The sequence below is a fragment of the Xanthomonas sp. genome, assembly GCF_017163755.1.
GTDB lineage: Bacteria > Pseudomonadota > Gammaproteobacteria > Xanthomonadales > Xanthomonadaceae > Xanthomonas_A.
The window spans coordinates 92671-113565 of sequence record NZ_JAFIWC010000013.1; the positions used below are offsets into that span (position 1 = coordinate 92671).

20 protein-coding genes are annotated in these 20895 nt (G+C 64.0%); 11 read left to right on the forward strand and 9 right to left on the reverse strand.

Annotated features, from left to right (window positions below; translation table 11 throughout):
* Window positions 1-306: 306 nt before the first annotated feature.
* Both JR065_RS10595 and JR065_RS10600 read right to left on the reverse strand, forming a co-directional pair.
* Window positions 307-492 (reverse strand): hypothetical protein, encoded by a 186-nt coding sequence (locus tag JR065_RS10595; RefSeq protein WP_206234100.1) that lies wholly within the window; start codon window positions 490-492, stop codon window positions 307-309.
* An 84-nt stretch (window positions 493-576) separates the two neighbouring features.
* Window positions 577-1290, reverse strand: a complete 714-nt coding sequence (locus JR065_RS10600; RefSeq protein ID WP_206234101.1) for a MipA/OmpV family protein — start codon at window positions 1288-1290, stop codon at window positions 577-579.
* Window positions 1291-1774: 484 nt separating this feature from the next.
* Here JR065_RS10600 and JR065_RS10605 point away from each other — a divergent pair, with 484 nt between their 5' ends.
* Window positions 1775-2422: a TetR/AcrR family transcriptional regulator gene (locus JR065_RS10605; protein ID WP_206234102.1), complete on the forward strand. Its 648-nt coding sequence runs from the start codon at window positions 1775-1777 to the stop codon at window positions 2420-2422.
* 99 nt (window positions 2423-2521) lie between these two features.
* On the opposite strand, the gene JR065_RS10610 is transcribed toward JR065_RS10605, so the two are convergent.
* Window positions 2522-3562, reverse strand: coding sequence for a hypothetical protein (locus JR065_RS10610; RefSeq protein ID WP_206234103.1), 1041 nt, complete (start codon window positions 3560-3562; stop codon window positions 2522-2524).
* A 1320-nt stretch (window positions 3563-4882) separates the two neighbouring features.
* On the opposite strand from JR065_RS10610, the gene JR065_RS21510 reads away from it, so the two are divergent.
* The gene (locus JR065_RS21510) at window positions 4883-5215 is read left to right on the forward strand and encodes a hypothetical protein (RefSeq protein WP_241093541.1); all 333 of its coding nucleotides are present in this window, start codon (window positions 4883-4885) and stop codon (window positions 5213-5215) included.
* On the opposite strand, the gene JR065_RS10620 is transcribed toward JR065_RS21510, so the two are convergent.
* Together JR065_RS10620 and JR065_RS10625 are read right to left on the reverse strand one after the other, a co-directional pair.
* On the reverse strand, window positions 5188-5637 hold the full coding sequence (locus JR065_RS10620) for a SymE family type I addiction module toxin (RefSeq protein WP_206234106.1): 450 nt from the start codon (window positions 5635-5637) through the stop codon (window positions 5188-5190). The two genes, JR065_RS21510 and JR065_RS10620, sit on opposite strands and share 28 nt — an antisense overlap.
* Complete coding sequence (locus JR065_RS10625; RefSeq protein WP_206234107.1) at window positions 5634-5906, reverse strand: XAC0095 family protein; 273 nt, start codon at window positions 5904-5906, stop codon at window positions 5634-5636. Before JR065_RS10625 ends, JR065_RS10620 begins: the two co-directional genes overlap by 4 nt.
* Window positions 5907-6279: 373 nt before the next feature.
* Here JR065_RS10625 and JR065_RS10630 point away from each other — a divergent pair, with 373 nt between their 5' ends.
* The 3 genes from JR065_RS10630 to JR065_RS10640 all read left to right on the forward strand — a co-directional run bounded on the left by JR065_RS10630 (window position 6280) and on the right by JR065_RS10640 (window position 9946).
* A complete protein-coding gene (locus JR065_RS10630) occupies window positions 6280-7080 on the forward strand; it encodes a hypothetical protein (RefSeq protein ID WP_241093534.1) in 801 nt (266 codons plus the stop codon).
* Between the two features lie 219 nt (window positions 7081-7299).
* Complete coding sequence (locus JR065_RS10635) at window positions 7300-8304, forward strand: hypothetical protein (RefSeq protein WP_206234108.1); 1005 nt, start codon at window positions 7300-7302, stop codon at window positions 8302-8304.
* A 283-nt stretch (window positions 8305-8587) separates the two neighbouring features.
* Window positions 8588-9946, forward strand: a complete 1359-nt coding sequence (locus tag JR065_RS10640; RefSeq protein ID WP_206234109.1) for a HEPN domain-containing protein — start codon at window positions 8588-8590, stop codon at window positions 9944-9946.
* Between the two features lie 70 nt (window positions 9947-10016).
* Here the strand turns inward: JR065_RS10640 and JR065_RS10645 are convergent, their stop codons facing one another.
* From JR065_RS10645 to aceE, 3 genes are all read right to left on the reverse strand, one after another.
* Window positions 10017-10748 (reverse strand): SIR2 family protein, encoded by a 732-nt coding sequence (locus JR065_RS10645; RefSeq protein WP_206234111.1) that lies wholly within the window; start codon window positions 10746-10748, stop codon window positions 10017-10019.
* A 131-nt stretch (window positions 10749-10879) separates the two neighbouring features.
* Complete coding sequence (locus tag JR065_RS10650; protein ID WP_206234112.1) at window positions 10880-11869, reverse strand: ParA family protein; 990 nt, start codon at window positions 11867-11869, stop codon at window positions 10880-10882.
* Window positions 11870-12003: 134 nt separating this feature from the next.
* Window positions 12004-14697, reverse strand: coding sequence for a pyruvate dehydrogenase (acetyl-transferring), homodimeric type (gene aceE / locus JR065_RS10655; RefSeq protein ID WP_206234113.1), 2694 nt, complete (start codon window positions 14695-14697; stop codon window positions 12004-12006).
* Window positions 14698-14899: 202 nt separating this feature from the next.
* Here aceE and JR065_RS10660 point away from each other — a divergent pair, with 202 nt between their 5' ends.
* From JR065_RS10660 to JR065_RS10685, 6 genes are all read left to right on the forward strand, one after another.
* A complete protein-coding gene (locus JR065_RS10660) occupies window positions 14900-16876 on the forward strand; it encodes a SpoIIE family protein phosphatase (protein WP_343237263.1) in 1977 nt (658 codons plus the stop codon).
* Window positions 16873-17316 carry an ATP-binding protein gene (locus JR065_RS10665; protein ID WP_206234114.1) on the forward strand — a complete coding sequence of 148 codons (444 nt, stop codon included), beginning with the start codon at window positions 16873-16875 and terminating at the stop codon, window positions 17314-17316. Before JR065_RS10660 ends, JR065_RS10665 begins: the two co-directional genes overlap by 4 nt.
* Window positions 17313-17699 (forward strand): STAS domain-containing protein, encoded by a 387-nt coding sequence (locus JR065_RS10670; RefSeq protein WP_206234115.1) that lies wholly within the window; start codon window positions 17313-17315, stop codon window positions 17697-17699. The genes JR065_RS10665 and JR065_RS10670 overlap by 4 nt, the downstream gene beginning before the upstream one ends.
* Window positions 17700-18158: 459 nt before the next feature.
* Window positions 18159-18710 (forward strand): PadR family transcriptional regulator, encoded by a 552-nt coding sequence (locus tag JR065_RS10675; protein WP_206234117.1) that lies wholly within the window; start codon window positions 18159-18161, stop codon window positions 18708-18710.
* Complete coding sequence (locus JR065_RS10680) at window positions 18703-19104, forward strand: transcriptional repressor (RefSeq protein ID WP_206234118.1); 402 nt, start codon at window positions 18703-18705, stop codon at window positions 19102-19104. The genes JR065_RS10675 and JR065_RS10680 overlap by 8 nt, the downstream gene beginning before the upstream one ends.
* Entirely contained in the window at window positions 19101-19901 is an 801-nt protein-coding gene (locus JR065_RS10685; protein ID WP_206234119.1) for a siderophore-interacting protein, read from the forward strand. The genes JR065_RS10680 and JR065_RS10685 overlap by 4 nt, the downstream gene beginning before the upstream one ends.
* Window positions 19902-20215: 314 nt before the next feature.
* Here JR065_RS10685 and JR065_RS10690 read toward each other — a convergent pair whose 3' ends face one another.
* On the reverse strand, window positions 20216-20845 hold the full coding sequence (locus tag JR065_RS10690) for a YceI family protein (protein ID WP_206234120.1): 630 nt from the start codon (window positions 20843-20845) through the stop codon (window positions 20216-20218).
* Window positions 20846-20895: the final 50 nt, after the last annotated feature.

Below are 20895 nucleotides of genomic sequence, written 5' to 3' on the forward strand. Positions count from 1 at the left end.
GGTTTCTGGCTCAGGCGGTTCTTCCTGGTGCAACGTTTCCCTTTCGCCGCGTTGTTATGGCACGCCGTTGCCATCCGGCAAACCGGGCCAATGTTCCATGGACGGTCGAACCGACTTCGCATCCAACGGCAAGGCGGCCATGGATGCTGCCACCGCGGTCAATCCACGGTCACTGCCGCTAGAAGCCAAGAAAGGCAGACGACGCGGCAATGGCCCCTACTGACACGCGGCGCATTTCTTCGCACGCACCGGCCAGACTCCGGGCACTGCTTCGCCGCGAGAATCGAAAGTGCCACCTCGCTGGAATTAGGCAGGCCCATCGAACAGGACGAACATCAGCAGCGCCGCGGCCGCGGACACGCCCACCGCGAACAGGCGAAGCCACCTGCGGCGAACGGTGCGGCGCCGCGTGAGGTCCGGCAGGTCGAACCAGTAGCCGCTGTCGCGATGCGAGGGGGAGGATTGGGTTCGCTTCGAGGATCCGGGAGACATGGGCAACTCCATCTGGAAGGGCGAAGGCGATCGCGCGCGGGCCGCCCGTTGGTGCGGCGGCCGCACGCGCGTCACCGCGGCGGGTCAGAAGCGGAACAGATAGCCGGCCGAGATGCGGGTCTGCCGCGACTTCTCGACCAACGGGCTCTCCTTGATCCCGTCGCCGAACCCGGTGCCGGCGACGTCCACGAAGAACGTGTGCCGCTCGGCGGGGCTGTAGTCCAGCCGCAGGCCCACCTCGGCATTCACCGTGGCCTTGCCGTCGTAGGCCGGGCGCGCCAGCGTGGCTTCCTCCGGGCGCACCCCGTAGTAGTAGGCCACGTACTTCTCGTCCACCCACTCGGCCGCCACGCGCGGCGTCAGGCCGAAGCGGCCCATGCCGAAGCGGTGCTCGGCCTGCACGCGCCCGCGCGCGCCGCCACTCTTGTCCATCGCGTCCACCAGGTACTCGGCGGACACCTCGGCGAACGGGCTGTTCCACACCACGGCGCCGCCGGCCCACACGCTGTCGTCGCGTTCCTCCATGCCCTGCAGGTAGTCCGAATCCTCGGGGTCGTAGCCGTCCATGGTGTAGCGCGCCCGCACGCGGAAGCTCAGGTCCTCGCTGCCGTTGATCTTGAAGTCGAACCGTCCGGCGTTGATCTCCGCCCAGCGGTTCTCGAAGTACACGATCGGCAGCCCCTTCGTTTCCTGGTCGTAGTCGCGGTAGGGTCGGTCGATCACCGCCGCGCCCAGGCCGATGCCCCAGCGCGACGTCTTCGCCTCCGGCGCCTCGGCCTCCTGGGCCCCGGCCGGCAACGCGGCGGCCAGCCCAAGGGAAAGGACACCGGCCCACCCAAAACCTGTGCCCGGCGACGATGTGCCTGGCGACGAACGGCGTGATCCCTCATGACGCATCTTTGAATCCTCGGTAGGGCCGGCCACGGACGGGCCAGCGGGCTGATATGGGTTGTCCGGTCGGCAAGGCGAACGCTGCGCCCATCGCAACGCGCGAGGGAGCGCAGCCTTACTGACCGATCGGACGGTAGCGATCCTAGCGCTATACTGACCGAATGGTCATTAAAAAATCGGAAACGGTAATTGGGCGTTCAGGCTTTCGCGCCCGCGCCCTGCAGCGCACCAGATGTCCAATGCGCAGACACGACGGCCGCCCAGCGGACGGCCGCGGCCGCCGCCTGGGCGGCACCGGCTACACTGGCCGACGGGGGTCGCTTGCCGCGTTGCAGACTCGCCGGCCTGGGCCGGGCGGGACCGGAACGGCCCGAACGACAGAGGCGACGTCATGACCACGAAGCAAGCGAAGAAGACGCCCGGAACGGCCGAGGGTGCGAAGAAACGAACGCGGCTGTCCCCGGAGGTCCGCCGCAAGCAGATCCTGGAGGCCGCGCTCGTGGAATTCAGCGCGCAGGGGTTCGCCGCCACCAGCATCGCCATGATCGCGCGGCGCGTCGGCATCTCCAAGGCCAACGTCTACGTGCACTTCTCCAGCAAGGACGAGATCTTCGAGACCTTGCTCAGGTCGCTGTCCGCGCTGGGAAGGACGCAAGGCAACTGGCGCCAGATCGAGGACACCCACGACGTCCCCGGCTTCATCGACAACCTGATCGACGCCACCTACGCCGCCCTAACCCCCGAAGCCCTGGCCATCCTGCGGCTGATGATCGCCGAAGGGCACCGCATCCCCGACGTCCTGACCAAGTGGAACGAAGCCAACGTCAGTGCCCGCGCGGAACGCCAGGCCATCATCGACGAACAGGTGGCGGCGGGCCGCATGAAGCGCAGCGTGCTCAGCGAATACTTCCATTTCGCCATGACCCCGTTCGTGTACGCGGGCGTGGCCAAACTGGTATTTGGCGACGCCGCCACCGAAGAGCTGGAGCGGATGAAGGAGGCGCATCGCAAGCTGTTGCATCAGCTTTTGGAGCCATAGCCAGCGAGCTGTACGCGCAGGCAGAAATGACGTAGCAAACGGTAAGTTGATGACGAACTCGGACTGTAGCCGGAAGCAAACCGGCTCGCAGTTGCAGTATCATTCTGCTAGAAGTTGCGCCCGCAACTCTGCCTCTGACACGTCGGGGCACCATTCGACCTTGACCTTGCCATCAGTGATCCGTACATGCCCACCAATGCGCGCATGCGGCGGCACAGCCTCGCTGTGGTAATGAAAGTAATCGCTGCCACTATCCATCTCCAGCGACAAGGTAATGCCTTCGACGCTGTGACGCCGGCACAAACCGAGTAGCGCGCCTTTCTCAGCTGCCAGCGATCCTGCGTCTGTCGGCTCGAAGTAGGCAATCAAGGCCCTTTCCAATATGTATGCCTCATCGCGGCAGTCAACCTTACGCGATGTCGCCCCTCCACCGACCATGATGATGCCGAACGGGCGCAGATGCGTAACCACATGCGCGTCCATCACTAGGAAAAAAGCGAATAAGTCACGACCTTCTGCACGAGCCCTGTCACGGACGCGCCTATAGCCATCGTGCCCACCCTTGACTCCCTTCCGTGTGTTATTGAATACACGAGTTTTGGGGTTCTTCGTCATCCCCACATAGTGCACTTGCGATTGTTGGCCCAAATTCCACGAATATTTCTCCAGCAAGTTGTGAATTGACACCGAAATCTTGGTTGCCGACCCATCTGCGTTAGACGGCAACTCAAACGTGAGGAACTTGTCCGTCCAGCGGAACTTGCAGCGTAACGGCGCACTGGGCGGCAACAGGCCAAGCAAGGGCAGCGGCAATACGATTTTTTTCAGATGCCGCTGCGGTCCGAGCTCGACCCATACGATCAAACACTTCCGCCAAAAGCTGTAGCGCGGCGGTCGTCGTGAAGATATACGCACACGCGGCCGTGATGCGAGGAAGTAAACAAAGTGCTGCGGCTCGTTTGCGGCTACCTGTGCACAAAGGTGATCGAGTGCAAGTTCCACAGCCTTGCGTACATTGCCACCCTCGGGCCCTTCATCAACGCAGTCCAGCCACACCAACGTGGTATGGCGCAAACCTACCAGCCATCGTTGCGTGCCCTGAGACAAGCCATCGAAGAGATCGCCGAAGTATCCACTCATACATCAGTCCCATTGAACATGGCCAGCAAGTTCTGGATGACTGCGTCCATTTAGCCCCTCCTTCGCACGATAGCCATGATATCGGCAGTCATGCCCCTGCACTGACTAAGCCGCTAAGCTTCGGCCGATGCCCGGACCGCATAAAGGACGCACACGATGTCACAGCACGCCATCGAGGACCTGGTCGAGAACACGATCCATCTGGTGGATCGCAGCGCATTGGATGGCGCGCGCCAGACGGCGCTGATCCACGGCCTGCTGCAGCTGCAGGCGCGCTACGACACCAGCCTGACCTGGTTCCGGCTGCCCGCGGTGCTGCTGCGCCACGGCGTGCTGGAACGTACGCCGGTGGAGGCGCTGGCCGATGCCGGGCTGCGTGCGCAGGCGTTGGCGGCCGATGGGCCGTGCTGGCTCGGGGAGGACGGCGATGCGGGCTACCTGGAATGGGAGGGCCAGGCGCGCGTGCTCTACCGGCAGGCCGATGCCGGCCCCGCACTGCCGCTGCCCACGCTGTTCCACAGCGTGCTCGCGCTCGCCGACCAGGCCGACGACGCCGAGCTGTTCTCCGACTGGTACGGGCTGCTGGTGAACGGCTGGTGGGACGAGGCCTTCGCCGCCGAGGACGGCATGGCGCCCACGCTCGACGGCCTGGTTGCGTCGGACGAGTTGCAGGCCATCCGCGCGCTGGCCGCGCGCCGTGGGGTCAAGCGCCGGCGCGGCGTGCCGGAGGACTTCGCGCTGCCGCGGCTGGCCGACAGCAGCGAGAGCGGCGAGGTGGAACGCAACTTCGGCCTGCGCTTCTTCCTGGAACCCAAGCGCACGCCGGCCGCCCTGCTCGCCGCGCGCGACAAGGCGCTGGCGCGGCAGACCCGACTGCGCGAACTGATGTCCGCACTGGTCGAGCAGCAGCTGGGCGCCGCGTTGCAGGCCAGCGGATGGTCGCCGGTGCCCGCCGACACGGACCGCCAATGGTGCTGGACCCGCGAGCACGACGGCGGCCGCCAGTTCCTCTGGGCCACCCACGACCCCGCGCTGGGCGTGCTGATGGTCCAAGTGGGCCTGCAGCATGCGCGGCTGCTGGCCTGGCAGCAGCGCGCCGCCTCCACCGCGCTGCACGACCTGCATTTCGAGGGTGTCGCCGCCGGGTTCCTTGCCCCGGAGGTGCTGCACGGCAAGGACATCGGCGCGTTCGGCGGCTGGGTGCTGGACCCGGCCAAGAGCGATACGCAACTGCGCACCTCCATCGACCGCTTGATCGCCGCCCTCCCCGCGCTGGATGCGAACTACTTCGGCTTCATCGCCCAGCAGTTCCCGCAATCGCTGTTCGCCCGCGACCTCGACACCCTGCTGCACCTGCTGGAAGAAGGCGACGACGACGGCGTGGTACCGCCCTACGTGCTGTTCGACAGCCCCGACAGCCTGCTGCTGGCCTTCGTCTTCCACCACCTGGACCGTGGCGACGCGGCCGGCGCCGCGGCCATCGTCGAACGCCTGCACGCACGCCAGGCCGCGCGCACGCGCCTGAGCCCCTGGCACCGCGACCATCTGGTGCCGTTCCTGCGGCAGTGGGACGCCGGCCGGCGCGACATGCCGATGCCGCCGGTGCTGCATGCGCTGCTGGCCAGTCACCTGCGCGCGCAGGAAGCCGGCTGAGCATTCGCCGCACGCCGCCTTGCCGGCGGCGCGGCATCGGCCGGCATCATCGACAGCACCAGCTCCCCATCGCGCGCAGTGATCTGCAGCTTGCTGCCGATGGCGAAGCCCAGTTGCTCCAGCCACAGGCCGCTCAGGCGCAGCACGGGGACGAACCGGTCGCCGGTGTGGTCGTGCTTGCCGGGATAGGCGTCGTAGCCGACGGTGCAGTGGGTGGGCTGGCGCGGCGCGCGCGGGCGGCATCGGCGCAGCGTGGCCTCGTTGGCGTCCTCGATCAGCCCGGCGCGCAATTCCTCGTGGGTGGGCAGCGGCGTGAGCGGAGGGTCCACGTAGACCCATTGCACCCGTGGTGCACGCCGGCGCGAGGGGCGGGCCGGCGCGGCGGCGGCGGACTTGTCGGCCACGGCGCGGCGGCGGCTCATGGCGCCTCCTGCGGGTCGGCGGCGGGCCAGGCCGGGTGCACGCACTGGCTCAGCGCCAGCTCGATGCGGGCGGACAGGCTGCGCAGGCTGTGCGGCAGCACGCCGCGCTGGCACAGCAGGTGCTGCGCGTGATCGTCGCTGGCCTGCTCGGTGGCCGCCAATGCGGCCATCCGGTGCAGCACCACGCTGACCTCGCACAACAGGCCATGCGCGGCGGCCGGCAACAGGTAACCCACTTCGCGGGCCGATGGGGATGATGCGGTTTGCATGGCAACGCCCTCCTTGGACAAGCAAAGAACCGTCGCCCAGGGCGACGGGATGTCGGGAGGTTCGAAACCGCTAAGAGCCGGCGGGCGTATTTCCCCGAAGGGTGTTGTATTAGCCGCCCTCCCGACGCAGGCATCGCATCGGCTTGCGCCCGAGCAGCGGGCACAAAAAACCCACCGGTTTGTCGGAGGTGGGTACCGCTCTTAGAGGAGTTTCGACGCTCCTTGTAGCTAGAGTGCGACTACCGGGTGGGCGTGTCAATAGTGCGTTGTGGAGATTTTTTGCACTTGAATGCGCTGCTGGCGCACGCAGCGCGGCTACGGAATACTGAGCCTCTTGGGGGGCGGGGAACGCTCGACAGCAGAAGGAAGCGACATGACGTCACCGGACGAGGCGGTTGCGGTACACGATGACGACGCGCAGCGAACCGGCACCACACTCGCGGACTTGCGCTTTCCTTCGCTCGCTGCGGCGATGGAGCGCTATGTGCACGCGACCGACCACAGCCGCGCCGGTCCTGTAGAGCGCTGGAGTTTCGCGATCGCTCTGCTGGGTGCGAGCGCAGGAATGCTGTTGGGCACCCTACTGGATGGCAAGGCGGGGCTCTACTGGGCGATGGGCGGTCTTACGGTGGAGCTAGCAGGTGTCCTAATCTCTGTCACGCTAGGCATCAAGCGTGAGCTGCCGAGTTTTCGCCGACCCTATGCCAGCCACGCGGACGAGATGGAAAAGGAATTCCACTACTACCACACCATCGTCGCGGCGCTGCGGACATTCCCGCTGGAAGATCGGCGCCGCCGCGAAGCCTTCATGCGCGACCGCCGCACGAACATGCATGACCGGCTGGGCCTATTTACTGGCGGCATGGAGAGGCTCGGCATCATGCCTGTCCTACTTGCGCTTTATCTCCAGCTCAAGGACTGGCGCTGGGGCGACTGGGCCGTGCTGAGCAAGATCACCATGATGCAAGGCGCCCTCGCTTTCCTACTGCTGTTTGCGTACTCGCTATCCTGGCATCTCATCCGGCTGCGTATTCGCGTGCAGTCGTATGAGCAGTTGCTTGCGGAGGCGAATCGGCAGGATAGCGCCTTTAGCACTCAATTGTCGCCATCACAGGTCGAGCAAGCACTAGCTAAGGTCAGATTCGATTCCTGCCAGAGGATCAGCCAGTCCTAGTACCCTGCGCCGATGCAGCATCTCGCTCGATTGCGCCCATCAAAGATCCAGACGTTAGTCACTGCCTCAGCACACCATAAGAATCGGCGACTTAATTGTCTCTACCCTCTTTGTTCGCATTTACCTTAACCTGGCACTTTACTCGGAGCTGCCGATCGTCGCATTGCTTGAGACTATTAGCCTGCATATTCCTACGAATCTCGCTTGACAAGGACACCAATGGCTAAGACACGCGCCTACACGTCGGAGCTCGGCAGCGAGACCGTGACTGCGGAGGCCATCGGCAAGATCCGGAACCTCCACTACAACGGGCGGCCTACCGGCCAACGATACTTCAGTACGCATTCGGTTGGTCAGCGTCGCGCCGTCAAACATGTCATGAAGGAAAAATGCTTCTTCGCCTACGTCGAGGGCGGAGGAAACACCTCGGCTTCCGACGGCGAGACACTGAACCACCTTCTTTTCAAGGAGGCACTGGCGTCGATAGAACACACCACTCTTTCCTTGTACACGCTGACCACCGGAAAGCCGACGCATTGGCGCAATGTTCCCGTTCGCATTAAAAAGGCGGAGCCAGAGAAGGCGATCGAACGCACGAATGGATCCCCATTCCGTGCGGACCTCTACATTGAATTTGAGGACGATATGGGCCTCGCACTGAAGTGGGAGAACCAGTTATATTTAGAGATTCGACACACCCACGCCGTTCAGGCCGAGAAGCAGATGGAGTTGCGGGACCTGGAACGACCGGTCGTTGAGGTGGAAATTCCCGATCTGTTCACCTACGCGGTCGCGGATGACGAAACCAGCGACGACCAGGAAGAAGCACATCGGCAGCGGATCAAGGCGATCCTCGAGAGTAAAAACGGCTTCCTGAAGTGCGTCATTCTCAGTGATCCGAGCTCCAAAACATACCTTCGACGCCTGGCGAGCAAATATCTCAGTAAGATCAAATCTCTGGAGGCGGAAAGCACTACGCTTCTCGACTCGCTTGCGGCATCCCAAGAGCAGTTACTCGCATCAACCGAAAAGGCTGCACACTTGTCTTCCCAACTGCAGGAGAGCCAGCAAGCTGTGGAGCGGCATCTGTCTGACCTGAAACAAGGGCGCCGGGAACTGGAAGACCTTCGGCAGCAAGTGTCAGAACTACGACGCCAGCGAGACCGGCTGCTGCTGACATTTAGTGTGCTAGGCGCAGGTCTTGCCCTCCTGATAGCTTGGTGATTGGCCGGTTGCGGGTTCACAAGCCTAAGAATGGAATCAGCAGGACACGCGGGCATTCATCGGCATTCGTCGGCATCGTGGATGCCACCCATCCGTGGAGAAGACGACCGCTATCCTCATTAGCCTGAAACACCAACATGCGCTTGGCAATGGCCGCTTCTGTGTCACATTTTATGGTTCTGCTCGGTCAGTGGCAGCCGAACGTCAAAATCAGCTGGAGGAAGTTGCAGCGCTCCTCTTTTTCCCGTTAGGCAGCACACATACGGTACATAGGAAGAGAGAGATGGATCCTAAGAAGCTTCGAAAGATTTCGTATCTGCTAAACTGTCTACGCAATCCGTCACGACTAGAGGTGCATAAACCACCATTTGGCGATGGCGGCTTAATAGACTATCTCTCCCGAGAGATCCGCACACCAGATGGTCGTGTGGCGCTTCTTACCCGGACGGGCTTGGCGGAGCTGAGAGAGCTCACGCAAATGCTATTTGACGCACACCTGTTTGGCAGTCTTGTTGGGTACGGTGACGTCGCCTCCTCTCTACGGTCCATCTACGGAAGGCTGTTGGTGGAGACCGGGCCAGCCTTTACCTCAGTTGATCTAATTGAGTCTATTTGCCAAGACCTCAAAAATAAAATCGGAAAGCGCAGATTTGCAGTTCCACTTTCTGGCGTTCGCCTCGAGGATATCTCTAAACTCGATCTTGGTCCCGTTTGGCTCGTCAATGACCTGCGCTCAACTTTAGCCGAAGCAGGAGAGTCTCCTGTTCGTAGGTACGTCGGTGGCGCGTTAGGGGCAGTGGGATCTGCGACTTGGCTAGTCGGAGACATCGAGGGAACGGTGGACGTGGCGACGGACCGATTTTCGTCGCTGGCTAATCTCTCACTAGGTTTACTGGCTGTATATGGCGCCGTTTCATATGAAAACGGAGCGACAAATTTCAGGCTTTGCACACAAATGAGTGCAGAGACCACCAGCGCCCGCGGGACTTATTTGCATTGGCAGTTAGATCAACCCAACGTGACCGTCAACTATCAGCTGCTAAAACACCAGACGCTTCGGATCAACAAGGAGAGTGCAGATAGAATTTACGCCGAGAAGTTATTTGACCGAGGATTTGCTTTGGCTGCAAGTACTGGTAGCAGTCAACTCGAAAAGGCTGTTATAAGGGCAATCCATTGGTTTTCAGATGCTCAGCGTGATCCAAGCGTGGTGATGCAGTTCGTGAAGTACTGGAGTTGCGTAGAAACCTTCTTTACGAGTCCAGACAAGGTCGTTCGTTCAGTGTCCAGCGGTCTCGCTACAACTCTGGTTGCCGGCGGCTACGAGATATATCCCCCCGATGCATATTTCAATTTAAAGAAAAGAATTTCGAAGCTATATATCGCGAGGTGTAAGGCAGTCCACCAGGGGCATCATGATCACGTAAGCTGGAAAGATGTCAGCGATCTTAGTGAGTGGTGTGCGTGGTTGATTTTAACCATGCTTTCTCTTTTGGAGAGAGGTTATATTTCAACTAAAGAAATAAGAGTGCAGATTGATAGGCTTGATGCAGTCCTAATCAGAGGACACGGAATGGCGGCCCTAACAAATTCTTCGTCCAGAAGCACAGCTGATAGTTCTACCCTAAGTAGCAACCCATGAACTGAGCAGAACTGCAGGCATATCCACACCCGTCTAGAATTTCTTTAACACGGCTTAATGATTTATCAGATTACCATTTTTCTGTTGTCCGCAATTGCGCCCGAACGTCTTCGACATTTTTTACTAAGGCAGCAAGGCCCGATGTCAAAGCAGCATGATTGTTATCTTGACTGTATTTCAAGAAAGACACATGCATCATCTCTGACGTGACAGTTAGTATCTCATCCGCCACGGACCCTTCCGCCACCGTCATATAGTGGTCAGGAAGTCTCCCATGAGCGAAACGAATGTCCTCGAATAGCATGCGTATATCCGGATCGTCAATCCCACATCCAATAAAAAGGAACGTATGCGTGAGCGCCAATGCCTTTAAAATCGCGTAAAATAGTGTGTATTTTGTTCTGGCTTCAGCATAATCGAATCGAGTAAATATCACTTCGTCGGGATTATTCGCGGAACCATGAGTCTTAAGAATTAACCGTACATCTCCGCCGTGGAGATAGCTCGCGATGTCGCTGCTTGTATGATCCTTTACTATAACAGAGCCTGCCGAGACGGAGGACGCATGAGTTTCATATATGTTGTCGAAGTTGGGACTTGCCACAATCGATGAATCTAGATCATAGATATGCCGATGAATATCTGCAGCGCGAAAGGCTGCCTGCTGAAACTCCCGCTGCACTTTCTGAACAAAGCTACCGGACCCGAGCCGGCGCTTAATGAGCTCACATGCAGTCGGATAGTCTCTCTCATCTATCAATTTAACCAGATCTGGGGGATCATGAAGCTGCCCTGCGCACATCCTCAAAAATCCCTCCCAAGTCGGGGGGCGATCTCCGCGATCATTGGTTGAATTTCTAGACACTCCAGATCCGATCATTATTACGGATCTTCTTCTTGCGATAGCGTTAATTAGATGAGCCGGCCACTCGATCACTGGACTTGCTCCAAGAAACGTTCGGCGATCTTGTGAAAGAATTCTCCCGCCTCGCTCACCCTGGTGTATTGTGATCCTACGATCCCATCTTTGGAGTTGAGCTCAAAGATGGGGGCATGAGCCTGCTGAGACAAAGGGACGACACTACTCAAAGTAGGGATCTCCCCAAGGTTGACGTCCTCAGGCTCCACTGCAAAGAAAGCACAAAGCTTGTTCATTTCCTCCTTTTGCTTAGTAATAATTCTTTCGAAAGCGTCAACTGCTTGCCTAACGCCAGAAACGCTTTTGGCACGATACTGCTGCATGACGTACCCAGCGAATTGCAAACTCCACTCTACCGGTTCCCCTTGAATTTGGAAGGACGTACCTTCATTTCGTGTATGCCTGTCATTTGCATCAGCGAGAGACTGCTTCCAGTTCTGCAACGAGTTAATGATATTCTGGACAGCCATTAAGCTAAAAATATCCACAGAAAGGGGCATAACAAAAAAATCCACGGCCAAGAGAACCGATCTATTGAGTGCCCCGAGAGATGGTCCCATATCCACCAATACATAATCATAGACGTCGAGTCGACCAATTAACTCCCTAATTGCATAGGTGGTTTGAAATCCTCTAGGCTCACCGTTTCGCGTGGCGGACCAGTCGGTAGAAAGCAAATCTTCACGAATAGATAGTTTGGGATCACCTACGATCAAATCGACGCCAAAGCGTGAGCTTCGTTGGATGGTCGGGATCTGCGTCGGGTATCCCTGCCCTCTACGAACAGGCTCATAAAAACTATCTAGGCTAAAGTTCGACTCATCCAGCAAGATCTGCTCAAGAGCATCCTCTGGAAGGAGATACGCGGATGCGTTGCACTGAGGATCCGCATCAATGATGAGAACCTTGGATCCCTTAGTTCGCGCGAGCGAGGCTGCCAAATTGCAAATCAGAGTCGTTTTACCAACTCCCCCCTTGTTATTGAAGAAGCCAACACTTCTCATATCTCATCTCCTAGATACGCTTTCACACGTTGTACGACAGCCGGACGAATGACGTCTGAAGCACTGACATTGCGATTCACATCAAGAAAAAAGCGACCATAAGGCCGCTTCTTCCTTCCGATCTTTGGTAATTATCAAACCCCAACCGGATTCAACTTCTCCGGATCGATCTTGTACTGCTTGATCGCCCTGGCCACATCCTTCCCGGTCATCTTGCCTTCCTTCGCCAGCGCCGCGATCGCCGCATGCGCGATGTAGTACCGGTCCACCTCGAAGAACCTACGCAGGTTCGCGCGCGTGTCCGAACGACCGAACCCATCCGTGCCCAGCACCGTGTAGTGCGTCGGCACGAAAGCACGGATCTGGTCGGCAAAGGCGCGCACGTAGTCGGTGGCCGCGATCACCGGGCCCTGGCGGGTTTCCAGCAGCTCGGTCACGTAGGCCTTGCGCGGAGCCTTGGCTTCCGGGTTCAGGCGGTTCCAGCGCTCGGCGTCGAAGCCGTCGCGGCGCAGCTCGTTGAAGCTGGGGCAGGACCAGATGTCGGCGGTGACGCCGAAGTCCTTGTCCAGCAGTTCGGCGGCGGCGATGGCTTCGCGCAGGATGGTGCCCGAGCCCAGCAGCTGCACGCGCAGTTCGCCCTTCTTGGGCTTGCCAGCGTCGGTCAGCAGGTACATGCCCTTGATGATGCCTTCCTCTGCACCGGCCGGCATTTCCGGGTGGGTGTAGTTTTCGTTCATCAGGGTGATGTAGTAATACTCGTCCACCTGCTCCTGCATCATCCGCTTCATGCCGTACTGCATGACCACGGTGACTTCGTAGCCGAAGGTGGGGTCGTAGCTGCGCACGTTGGGGATCGACCCGGCGATGACCTGGCTGAAGCCGTCTTCGTGCTGCAGGCCTTCGCCGTTGAGCGTGGTGCGGCCGGCGGTGCCGCCGAGCAGGAAGCCGCGGGTGCGCATGTCCGCCGCCTGCCAGGCGATGTCGCCCACGCGCTGGAAGCCGAACATGGAGTAATAGATGTAGAACGGCAGCATCGGCACGTTGCTGACCGAGTAGCTGGTGCCGGCGGCCATCCACGAGGAGATGGCGCCCGGCTCGCTGATGCCCTGCTGCAGCACCTGGCCGGACTGGTCCTCGCGGTAGAACATCAGCTGGTCGGCGTCCACCGGCTTGTACTTCTGGCCGAACGGGGCGTAGATGCCGATCTGGCGGAACATGCCCTCCATGCCGAAGGTGCGCGCCTCATCGGCCACGATGGGCACGATGCGCGGGCCCAGTTCCTTGTCGCGCAGGGCGATGTTCAGGCTCTGCACGAAGGCCATGGTGGTGGAGTAGCTGCGCTCGCCGCTGGACTTGAGCAGGCGCTCGTACTTGTCCAGGCCGGGCACCTCGAACGACTGGTCGGACTTGCGGCGGCGCTGCGGCAGGTAGCCGCCCAGCGCGGCGCGGCGTTCCTGCAGGTACTGCACTTCCGGCGAGTCCGGGCCGGGGTGGAAGAACGGCACCTGCTCGGCGTCGGCCAGCTGCTTGTCGCTGATCGGGATGTTGAAGCGGTCGCGGAACGCGCGCACGGCGTCGTCGTCCAGCTTCTTGGTCTGGTGGGTGGGGTTGAGCGCCTCGCCCGCCGAGCCCATGCCGTAGCCCTTGACCGTCTTGGCCAGGATCACGGTGGGCATGCCCTTGGTGTTCACGGCCTGGTGGTAGGCGGCGTAGACCTTGTGCGGGTCGTGGCCGCCGCGGTTCAGGCGCCAGATGTCGTCGTCGGACAGGCCGGCGACCATGGCCGCGGTCTCCGGGTACTTGCCGAAGAAGTTGGCGCGGGTGTAGGCGCCGCCGAAGGCCTTGCAGTTCTGGTATTCGCCGTCGACGGTTTCCATCATCAGCTTCTTGAGGATGCCGTCGGTGTCCTTGGCCAGCAGGGCGTCCCAGTAGCCGCCCCACAGCAGCTTGATGACGTTCCAGCCGCCGCCGCGGAACACGCCTTCCAGCTCCTGGATGATCTTGCCGTTGCCGCGCACCGGGCCGTCCAGGCGCTGCAGGTTGCAGTTGACCACGAAGATGAGGTTGTCCAGGCCTTCGCGGCCGGCCAGGGCGATGGCGCCCAGGGTCTCGGGCTCGTCGCTCTCGCCGTCGCCGATGAAGCACCACACCTTGCGGTCGGACTTCTCGATCAGGCCGCGGTGCTCCAGGTACTTCATGAACTGCGCCTGGTAGATGGCGCTGAGCGGGCCCAGGCCCATCGACACGGTGGGGGTCTGCCAGAAGTCCGGCATCAGCCACGGGTGCGGGTAGGAGGAGATGCCCTGCCCGCCCACTTCCATGCGGAAGTTGTTGAGCTGGTCTTCGCTGATGCGGCCTTCGAGGAAGGCGCGGGCGTAGATGCCCGGGGAGCTGTGGCCCTGGACGTAGAGCAGGTCGCCGGGGTGGTTGTCCGACGGGGCGCGCCAGAAGTGGTTGAAGCCCACGTCGTACAGGGTGGCGCTGGAGGCGAAGGAGGCGATGTGGCCGCCCAGGTCGCCCGGCTTGCGGTTGGCGCGGACCACCGTGGCCATGGCGTTCCAGCGGATGATCGAGCGGATCTTCCACTCGATGGCCGCATCGCCCGGGCTCTTGGCCTCGTGGGCGGGCGCGATGGTATTGACGTACTCGGTGGTCGGCGAGAACGGCAGGTAGGCGCCGGAGCGGCGGGTCAGCTCGACCATGTCCTCCAGCAGCTGATGCGCGCGCTCGGGGCCCGCGACATCGATGACGGCCTTGAGCGATTCGATCCACTCCTGGGTCTCAGTGGGGTTCGGATCGTTCTGCAGCACCTCGTTCAACCAGTTCATAGCGCTCCCGTAGATCGCACGCACGCGCGCGATTGGCATTTGTTTTTTGAAGCCTCCAAGTGTAGCGCAACACCCCCGCCGGACCTCGTACGGCGGCGTATGGAACGCAGCGTGCCGTTGTCCGCGGGACAGGCCGCCGCGCGCCTTGCGCGGCGGCGCCCGGCTGCGCTTATGATCGCAACCGACCCCCGGAGCCGCCGCCATCGCCGCATTGCCGTCACCGTCCGACGTGCCCGCAGTGCCCTGGCGGCGCAGCCTGCGCACGCGGTTGGTGCTGTCGGGCAGCCTGCTGCAGGCCGCGCTGCTGGCCACGCTGGCGGTGCTGTTCTACCTGGGCGCGCGCCAGGTGGTGATCGACAACGCGCGCGAGGAAGCCGCCGGCCTGGCGCAGCAGACCGCGCGCAGCCTGGCCGCCACGCTGGGTTCGGTGCAGGTCAGCGGGCGCACGCTGGCCGCCAGCGCCGCCGGCGTGGGCCGGCAGCCGTTCAACCTGCGCACCCTGCTGCACGCCACCCTGGACGGGGACCCGGACATCGCCGGGGCGCTGCTGGTGATCGAGCCGGGCGCGCTGAAGGGCGACGACCGCGGCTTCGCCTGGCACCTGCGCCGCGCGCGCCGCGGCATCGTGGAGCAGGCGCCCGAGGAGCTGGGTTTCGACTACCGCACCATGCCGTGGTACCGCCGCACATTGGACGCGCCGGCGCCGTGGTGGTCCGAGCCGTACAGCGACGCCTCCACCGACGGCGAGTTCCTGACCACCTACAACCTGCCGCTGCGCCTGCCCGGCGACGGCCCCGGCATGCGCGCGATCGGCATGGTCAGCGTGGACGTGCCGGTGCGGCGGCTGCGCGACATCGTCGGCGAGCTGCCGGCCAGCGCCGGGCTGCAGCCGATGCTGCTGTCGCCGGACGGGCTGTTCGTGCTGCACCCTGACCCGGCGCTGCGCTTCCGCCGCACGCTGGACGCGCACGTGGCGCGCTCGCGGCCGGACCTGGCGCCGCTGGCCGCCGCGGTGGGCAGGCACACGCCGCTACGCTTCGACCACACCGCGCCGGACGGGGAGCGCTACCTGACCCAGAGCGCGGCGGTGGGCGACACCGGCTGGACCTTCGCGCTGTCGGTGTCGGAGAGCTACATCGTGGCCGGGCTCAACCGCATCGCGCTGTGGGTGGCGCTGGGCGGCGGCACCGGGCTGCTGCTGTGGTTGTGGCTGCTGCGCCGCTACGCCGCGCGGCTGGCCGCGCCGATCGAGGACCTGACCAATTCGGCCGAGCACTTCAGCCGCGGCGAGTTCGACTACCCGCTGCGGCACGTGGAGCGCGAGGACGAGGTGGGGGTGATGGCGCGCGCGTTCGACGCGGCGCGCGGTTCGATCAAGCTGCAGCTGGACGAGATCGCCACGCTGGCGCAGGCGCGGCAGCGCATGCAGAGCGAACTGTCGATCGCGCGCGACATCCAGCAGGCGATGCTGCCCAGCGGGCGCACCTTCGACAGCGCGCACAAGCACCTGGAAACCTACGCGCTGCTGGAGCCGGCGACGATGGTGGGCGGGGACTTCTACCAGTTCTTCGAGACCGAGCCGGGGCTGCTGTGGTTCGTGGTCGGCGACGTGTCGGACAAGGGCGTGCCGGCGGCGCTGTTCATGGCGCGGGCGATGACCGTGCTGGAAGTGGCCGCGCGCCGGCACACGCGCCCCGATGCGATCCTGATCGCCGCCTCGCACCGCATGGCGCAAGGTAACGACACCTGCATGTTCGCCACCGTGCTGTGCGGGCTGATCGACGTGCACAGCGGCGACTACTGGCTGGCCAGCGCCGGCCACGAGCCGCCGCTGCTGCTCGGCGCCGACGGCCGCGCGGCGCTGCTGCGGCTGGAGTCGGGCCCACCGCTGGGCATCGAGCCGCAGGACCGCTACCCGGTGGTGCGCGGGCGCCTGGCCGCCGGCGCCACCCTGCTCAGCTACACCGACGGCATCACCGAGGCGATGGACGCGGACAACCGGCCCTACGGCAGCGCGCGGCTGCTGGCCGCGGTGCGCGGCGGCGTGGACGCGCAGGCGCAGTGCGCGCGGGTGCTGGACGACGTGCACGCCTTCACCGGCGAGGCACCGCGTTCGGACGACATTACGCTGCTGGCGATCCGTATGCGCCAGGATGCGACCGAGGAGGACACGGCATGAGGCTGCGGCTGCAGATGGCGCCCGCCCTGGCGACGCTGGCGCAGATGACCGACGCGCTGGAGGACGCGCTGCTGCGCCACGGCGTGGCGCGCGAGCGGGTGGGCCGCGCGCGGCTGATCGTGGAGGAGCTGGCCTGCAACACGCTCGAGCACGGCCACCTGGCGGCGGCCGAGCAGGCGCCGGTGGAGGTGACGCTGCAGGTGGACACCGGCGCGCTGGTGCTGGAGTTCTTCGACAGCGGCCCGGCGTTCGACCCGCGCTGCGCGCCGCCGCCGGACCTGGACGCGGACATCTGCGACCGCCCGATCGGCGGGCTGGGCCTGCACCTGGTGCAGCAGCTGGCCGACCAGATCGACTACCGTCACGACGCCGGCCGCAATGTCGTGCGCATCACCTTGCTGCAGCCCTTCGACCTCGCCCCCCAGGAGTCTTCCCCATGACCACGCTGAGCCTGCAGATCGACCCGGCGCAAGGCACGCGCCAACGCCTGACCCTGAGCGGACGCCTGGACACGCATACCTACCCGTCGCTGGACGAGGCGCTGGCGCCGCTGCTGGCGACCACCATCGACACGCTGGTGCTGGACCTGTCGGGGCTGGACTACATCAGCAGCGCCGGGATCCGCTCGATCTTCAAGGCGCGCAAGGTGCTGGCCACGCGCGAGGGCCGGGTGCTGGTGGTGAACCCGCAACCGCAGATCCGCAAGGTATTCGACCTGGTCAAGGCGGTGCCGTTGAACGAGATATTCACCTCGCTGCAGGAACTGGACGACTACCTGGACGAGATGCAGCGGCGGGTGATCGAGGAAGGCGGCAACGCGTAGCCGCGCTGGCGGTTGATCCGGGCTCTGGACCAGCCGCCTGCCCGCTCGTCTGTAGGAGCGGCTTCGGCCGCGACAACCGAGGCCGGCGAATCTTCTGCCTCCGGAAACAGTCGGGGCTGAAGCCCCTCCTACAGTGCATCCCATAGCGCACCAGCCGCCTGTCTGCTGCTTTTTGTAGGAGCGGCTTCAGCCGCGACAACCGAAGCCGGCGAATCGTCTGCTCCGGAAACGGTCGGGGCTGAAGCCCCTCCTACAGGGCATCGTCGGCGCAGCCAGTGCGCCGCTTCGCTCCAGCGGCTTCCTGTGCGGGAGCGCACGGGTAGCCGCTTGCGGTCGCAGACCAGGCGGCGCCCGCTACCTGAACGCATTCCCTTCCCGACACTGTCCCGCGCCCGATCAGCGCTTGCCCCACACCCCGACTTAGATATATCTTTTCCACAAATTAGACATATCGAAACCATGCGCCGTCCGCCCGACTCCCCGCCCCGCCCCCACCATCGCCTGTTCGACGAGATCCGCGGCGGACGCGAGCGCCGTGGCGGGCGCGGCGGGCGCCCGCTCGGCCATGGCGACCTGCGCCTGCTGCTGCTGGCGATGATCCAGGCGCAGCCGCGCCACGGCTACGAGCTGATCCGCGCGATCGCCGAGCTGTTCCACGGCCTGTACACGCCCAGCGCCGGCGCCATCTACCCCACCCTGGCGCAGCTGGAGGCGCAGGGGCTGGTGCAGGCCGACGCCGACGCCGGGCGCAAGCGCTACGCAATCACCGCCGACGGCCTGGCCTTCGTGCAGGCGCACCGCGAGGAGCTCGACGCGGCGGTCGAACGCACCCACCACAGCGCGCGCGCCATCGCCCGGGCCAACGTGCCGGCGCCGGTGCGCGAGGCGATCCGCCGGATCAAGCACGCGCTGCTGGCTCGCCACGGGCGCTGGACCGAGGCCGAGATCGCGCGCGTGGCCGCGCTGCTGGACCACGCCGCCGACCGCATGGAGCACGACGAGGATGCGTGAGGCCCGCGCCACGGCAGTCGCGCCGCTGCTGCGCCGCGCAGGGCTGCGCGTCACCGCCCCGCGCTGCGCGGTGATCGCGGCCTTGCGCGCGCAGCGCGCGCCGATCGATGCGATCCGCCTGCACGGCGCGCTGCTGCGCACGCATCCGCGGCTGAGCCTGGCCACCGTTTACCGCGTGTTGCGCGAGCTGGAACGGCAGGCGTTGCTGGGCGTGTCGGTCGCCCCGCACGGGCGCATGCAGTGGCGCTGGCGCGAAACCGTCGCCGTGCCGCCGCCGTGCCCCGATCCGGCGCTCGCGCGCCTGGCGCGGCTTGCCGCGCGCCACGGCTACGGCCTGGTCCCGCTTTCGCCGGCGTCGCACGCCGCGCCCTTTTCCCTGGAGGATTCCGCATGACCGCGCACGAACACCGGATGCTGCGCCATCCACTGAAGCTGCGGCAGTTGAAGGTGCTGCGCACCCAGCCGCTGACCCCGCACATGCGCCGCATCGTGGTCGGCGGCCCGGAGCTGGAAGGCTTCGTCAGCGCCAGCCCGGACGATCACGTCAAGCTGTTCTTCCCCAACGCCGATGGCGCGATCGTGGTGCCGACGCTGACCGCCGACGGCCCGGTGTACCCGCCCGGCGCGCTGCCGTCGCCGGCGCGCGACTACACGCCGCGCCACTACGACGCGCAGGCGCAGGAGCTGACCCTGGATTTCGTGCTGCACGGCGACGGCCCGGCCTGCCACTGGGCGGCGCGTGCCAACCCGGGCGATCCGCTGGCGGTGGGCGGCCCGCGTGGCTCGTTCGTGGCCGCCGACGATTTCGACCACTACGTGCTGATCGGCGACGAGACCGCGCTGCCGGCGATCGGCCGCTGGCTGGCGCAGATGCCGGCGCGCGCGCAGGTGCAGGCGCTGATCGAGGTATCCGGGCAGGCCGACCGCCAGGCGCTGCCGTCGCCGGCGCAGGTGCGCGTGCGCTGGCTGGAACGCAACGGCGTGGACGTGCACAGCAGCCACCTGCTGGAGGATGCGCTGCGCGATTTCGAGGCGCCGCCAGGCGATGCGTTCTACTGGATCGCCTGCGAATCGGGCCGCGCGCGGATGATGCGCAAGTTCGTCGAGGGCCGGCTCAACGTGCCCAAGGACTGGATCCGCGCGACGGGGTACTGGAAGTCCGCGCACCAGGAAGCGCACGAACACGACTGATCCGCTGCCGCGTGGGGCCGGGCGCAGCAGGCGGCGATGCGAGGGTCTGCCACTCGCCTGCGATGTCTTCGAGTCCGCGCGCCTTGCTCTGCTCGGGCGGCACGCGAGCGACCCGGGCGGCGGCATCGAGTCGTTGGCCGCGATGCGTCATCGGCGGGTCGCAGCTGAAGCAGCTCATGCAGTGGCGCCAGGCGCGCGGACAACACGGTGCCGGCCAGGCCTTGCCCGACCGATAAAAAAAGCCCGCCGAATGGCGGGCTTTTGCGTTGCGCGGCGGACGACGGCACTGGGCCGCCGCCCGCCTGGCGTAGGGCTTACTTCGCCGCCTGCAGCGCCTCGGTGGTGATGTGGATCTTCACTTCGTCGCTGACGTTCGGCACGTAGGCGCCCAGGCCGAAGTCGCTGCGCTTGATCGTGGTGCTGGCGTCGAAGCCGATCGCCGGCACCTTCTTCATCGGGTGCTGGCCGGCGCCGTTGATGGTCACCGCCAGCGTCACCGGCTTGGTCACGCCCTTGACGGTCAGGTCGCCGACCACGGTGAGCTTGTTGCTGCCGGCCGCGCTCACCTTGGTGCTCTTGAAGCTGGCCGACGGGAACTTGGCCGCGTCGAAGAAATCGCCGCTCATCAGGTGCTCGTCGAACTTGGCGGTGAAGCTGTTGAGGCCCGACAGCGGCAGGGTCACCTGCACGCTGGACTTGCTCACGTCCTCGGCGTTGTACACCAGGGTGCCGTCGACGTTGCCGAAATGCGCGCTGGGGTTGGAGAAGCCCAGGTGGTTCCACTGCACCAGCACATCGGTGTGGGTCGGGTCGAGCTTGTAGGTGCCGGTGGTGCCCTTGACCGCGGCGGCGGCCGGGGCGGCGAAGGCGGTGGTGGCCGGCTGGGCGACGACGACGGCCAGGGCCAGGGCGAGCGGAAGCAGCAGTTTGCGGGTACGGTTCATCGGCAACTCTCCAAAAGGGATCAACGAGGGATGGAACGGCGCCAGGCGCA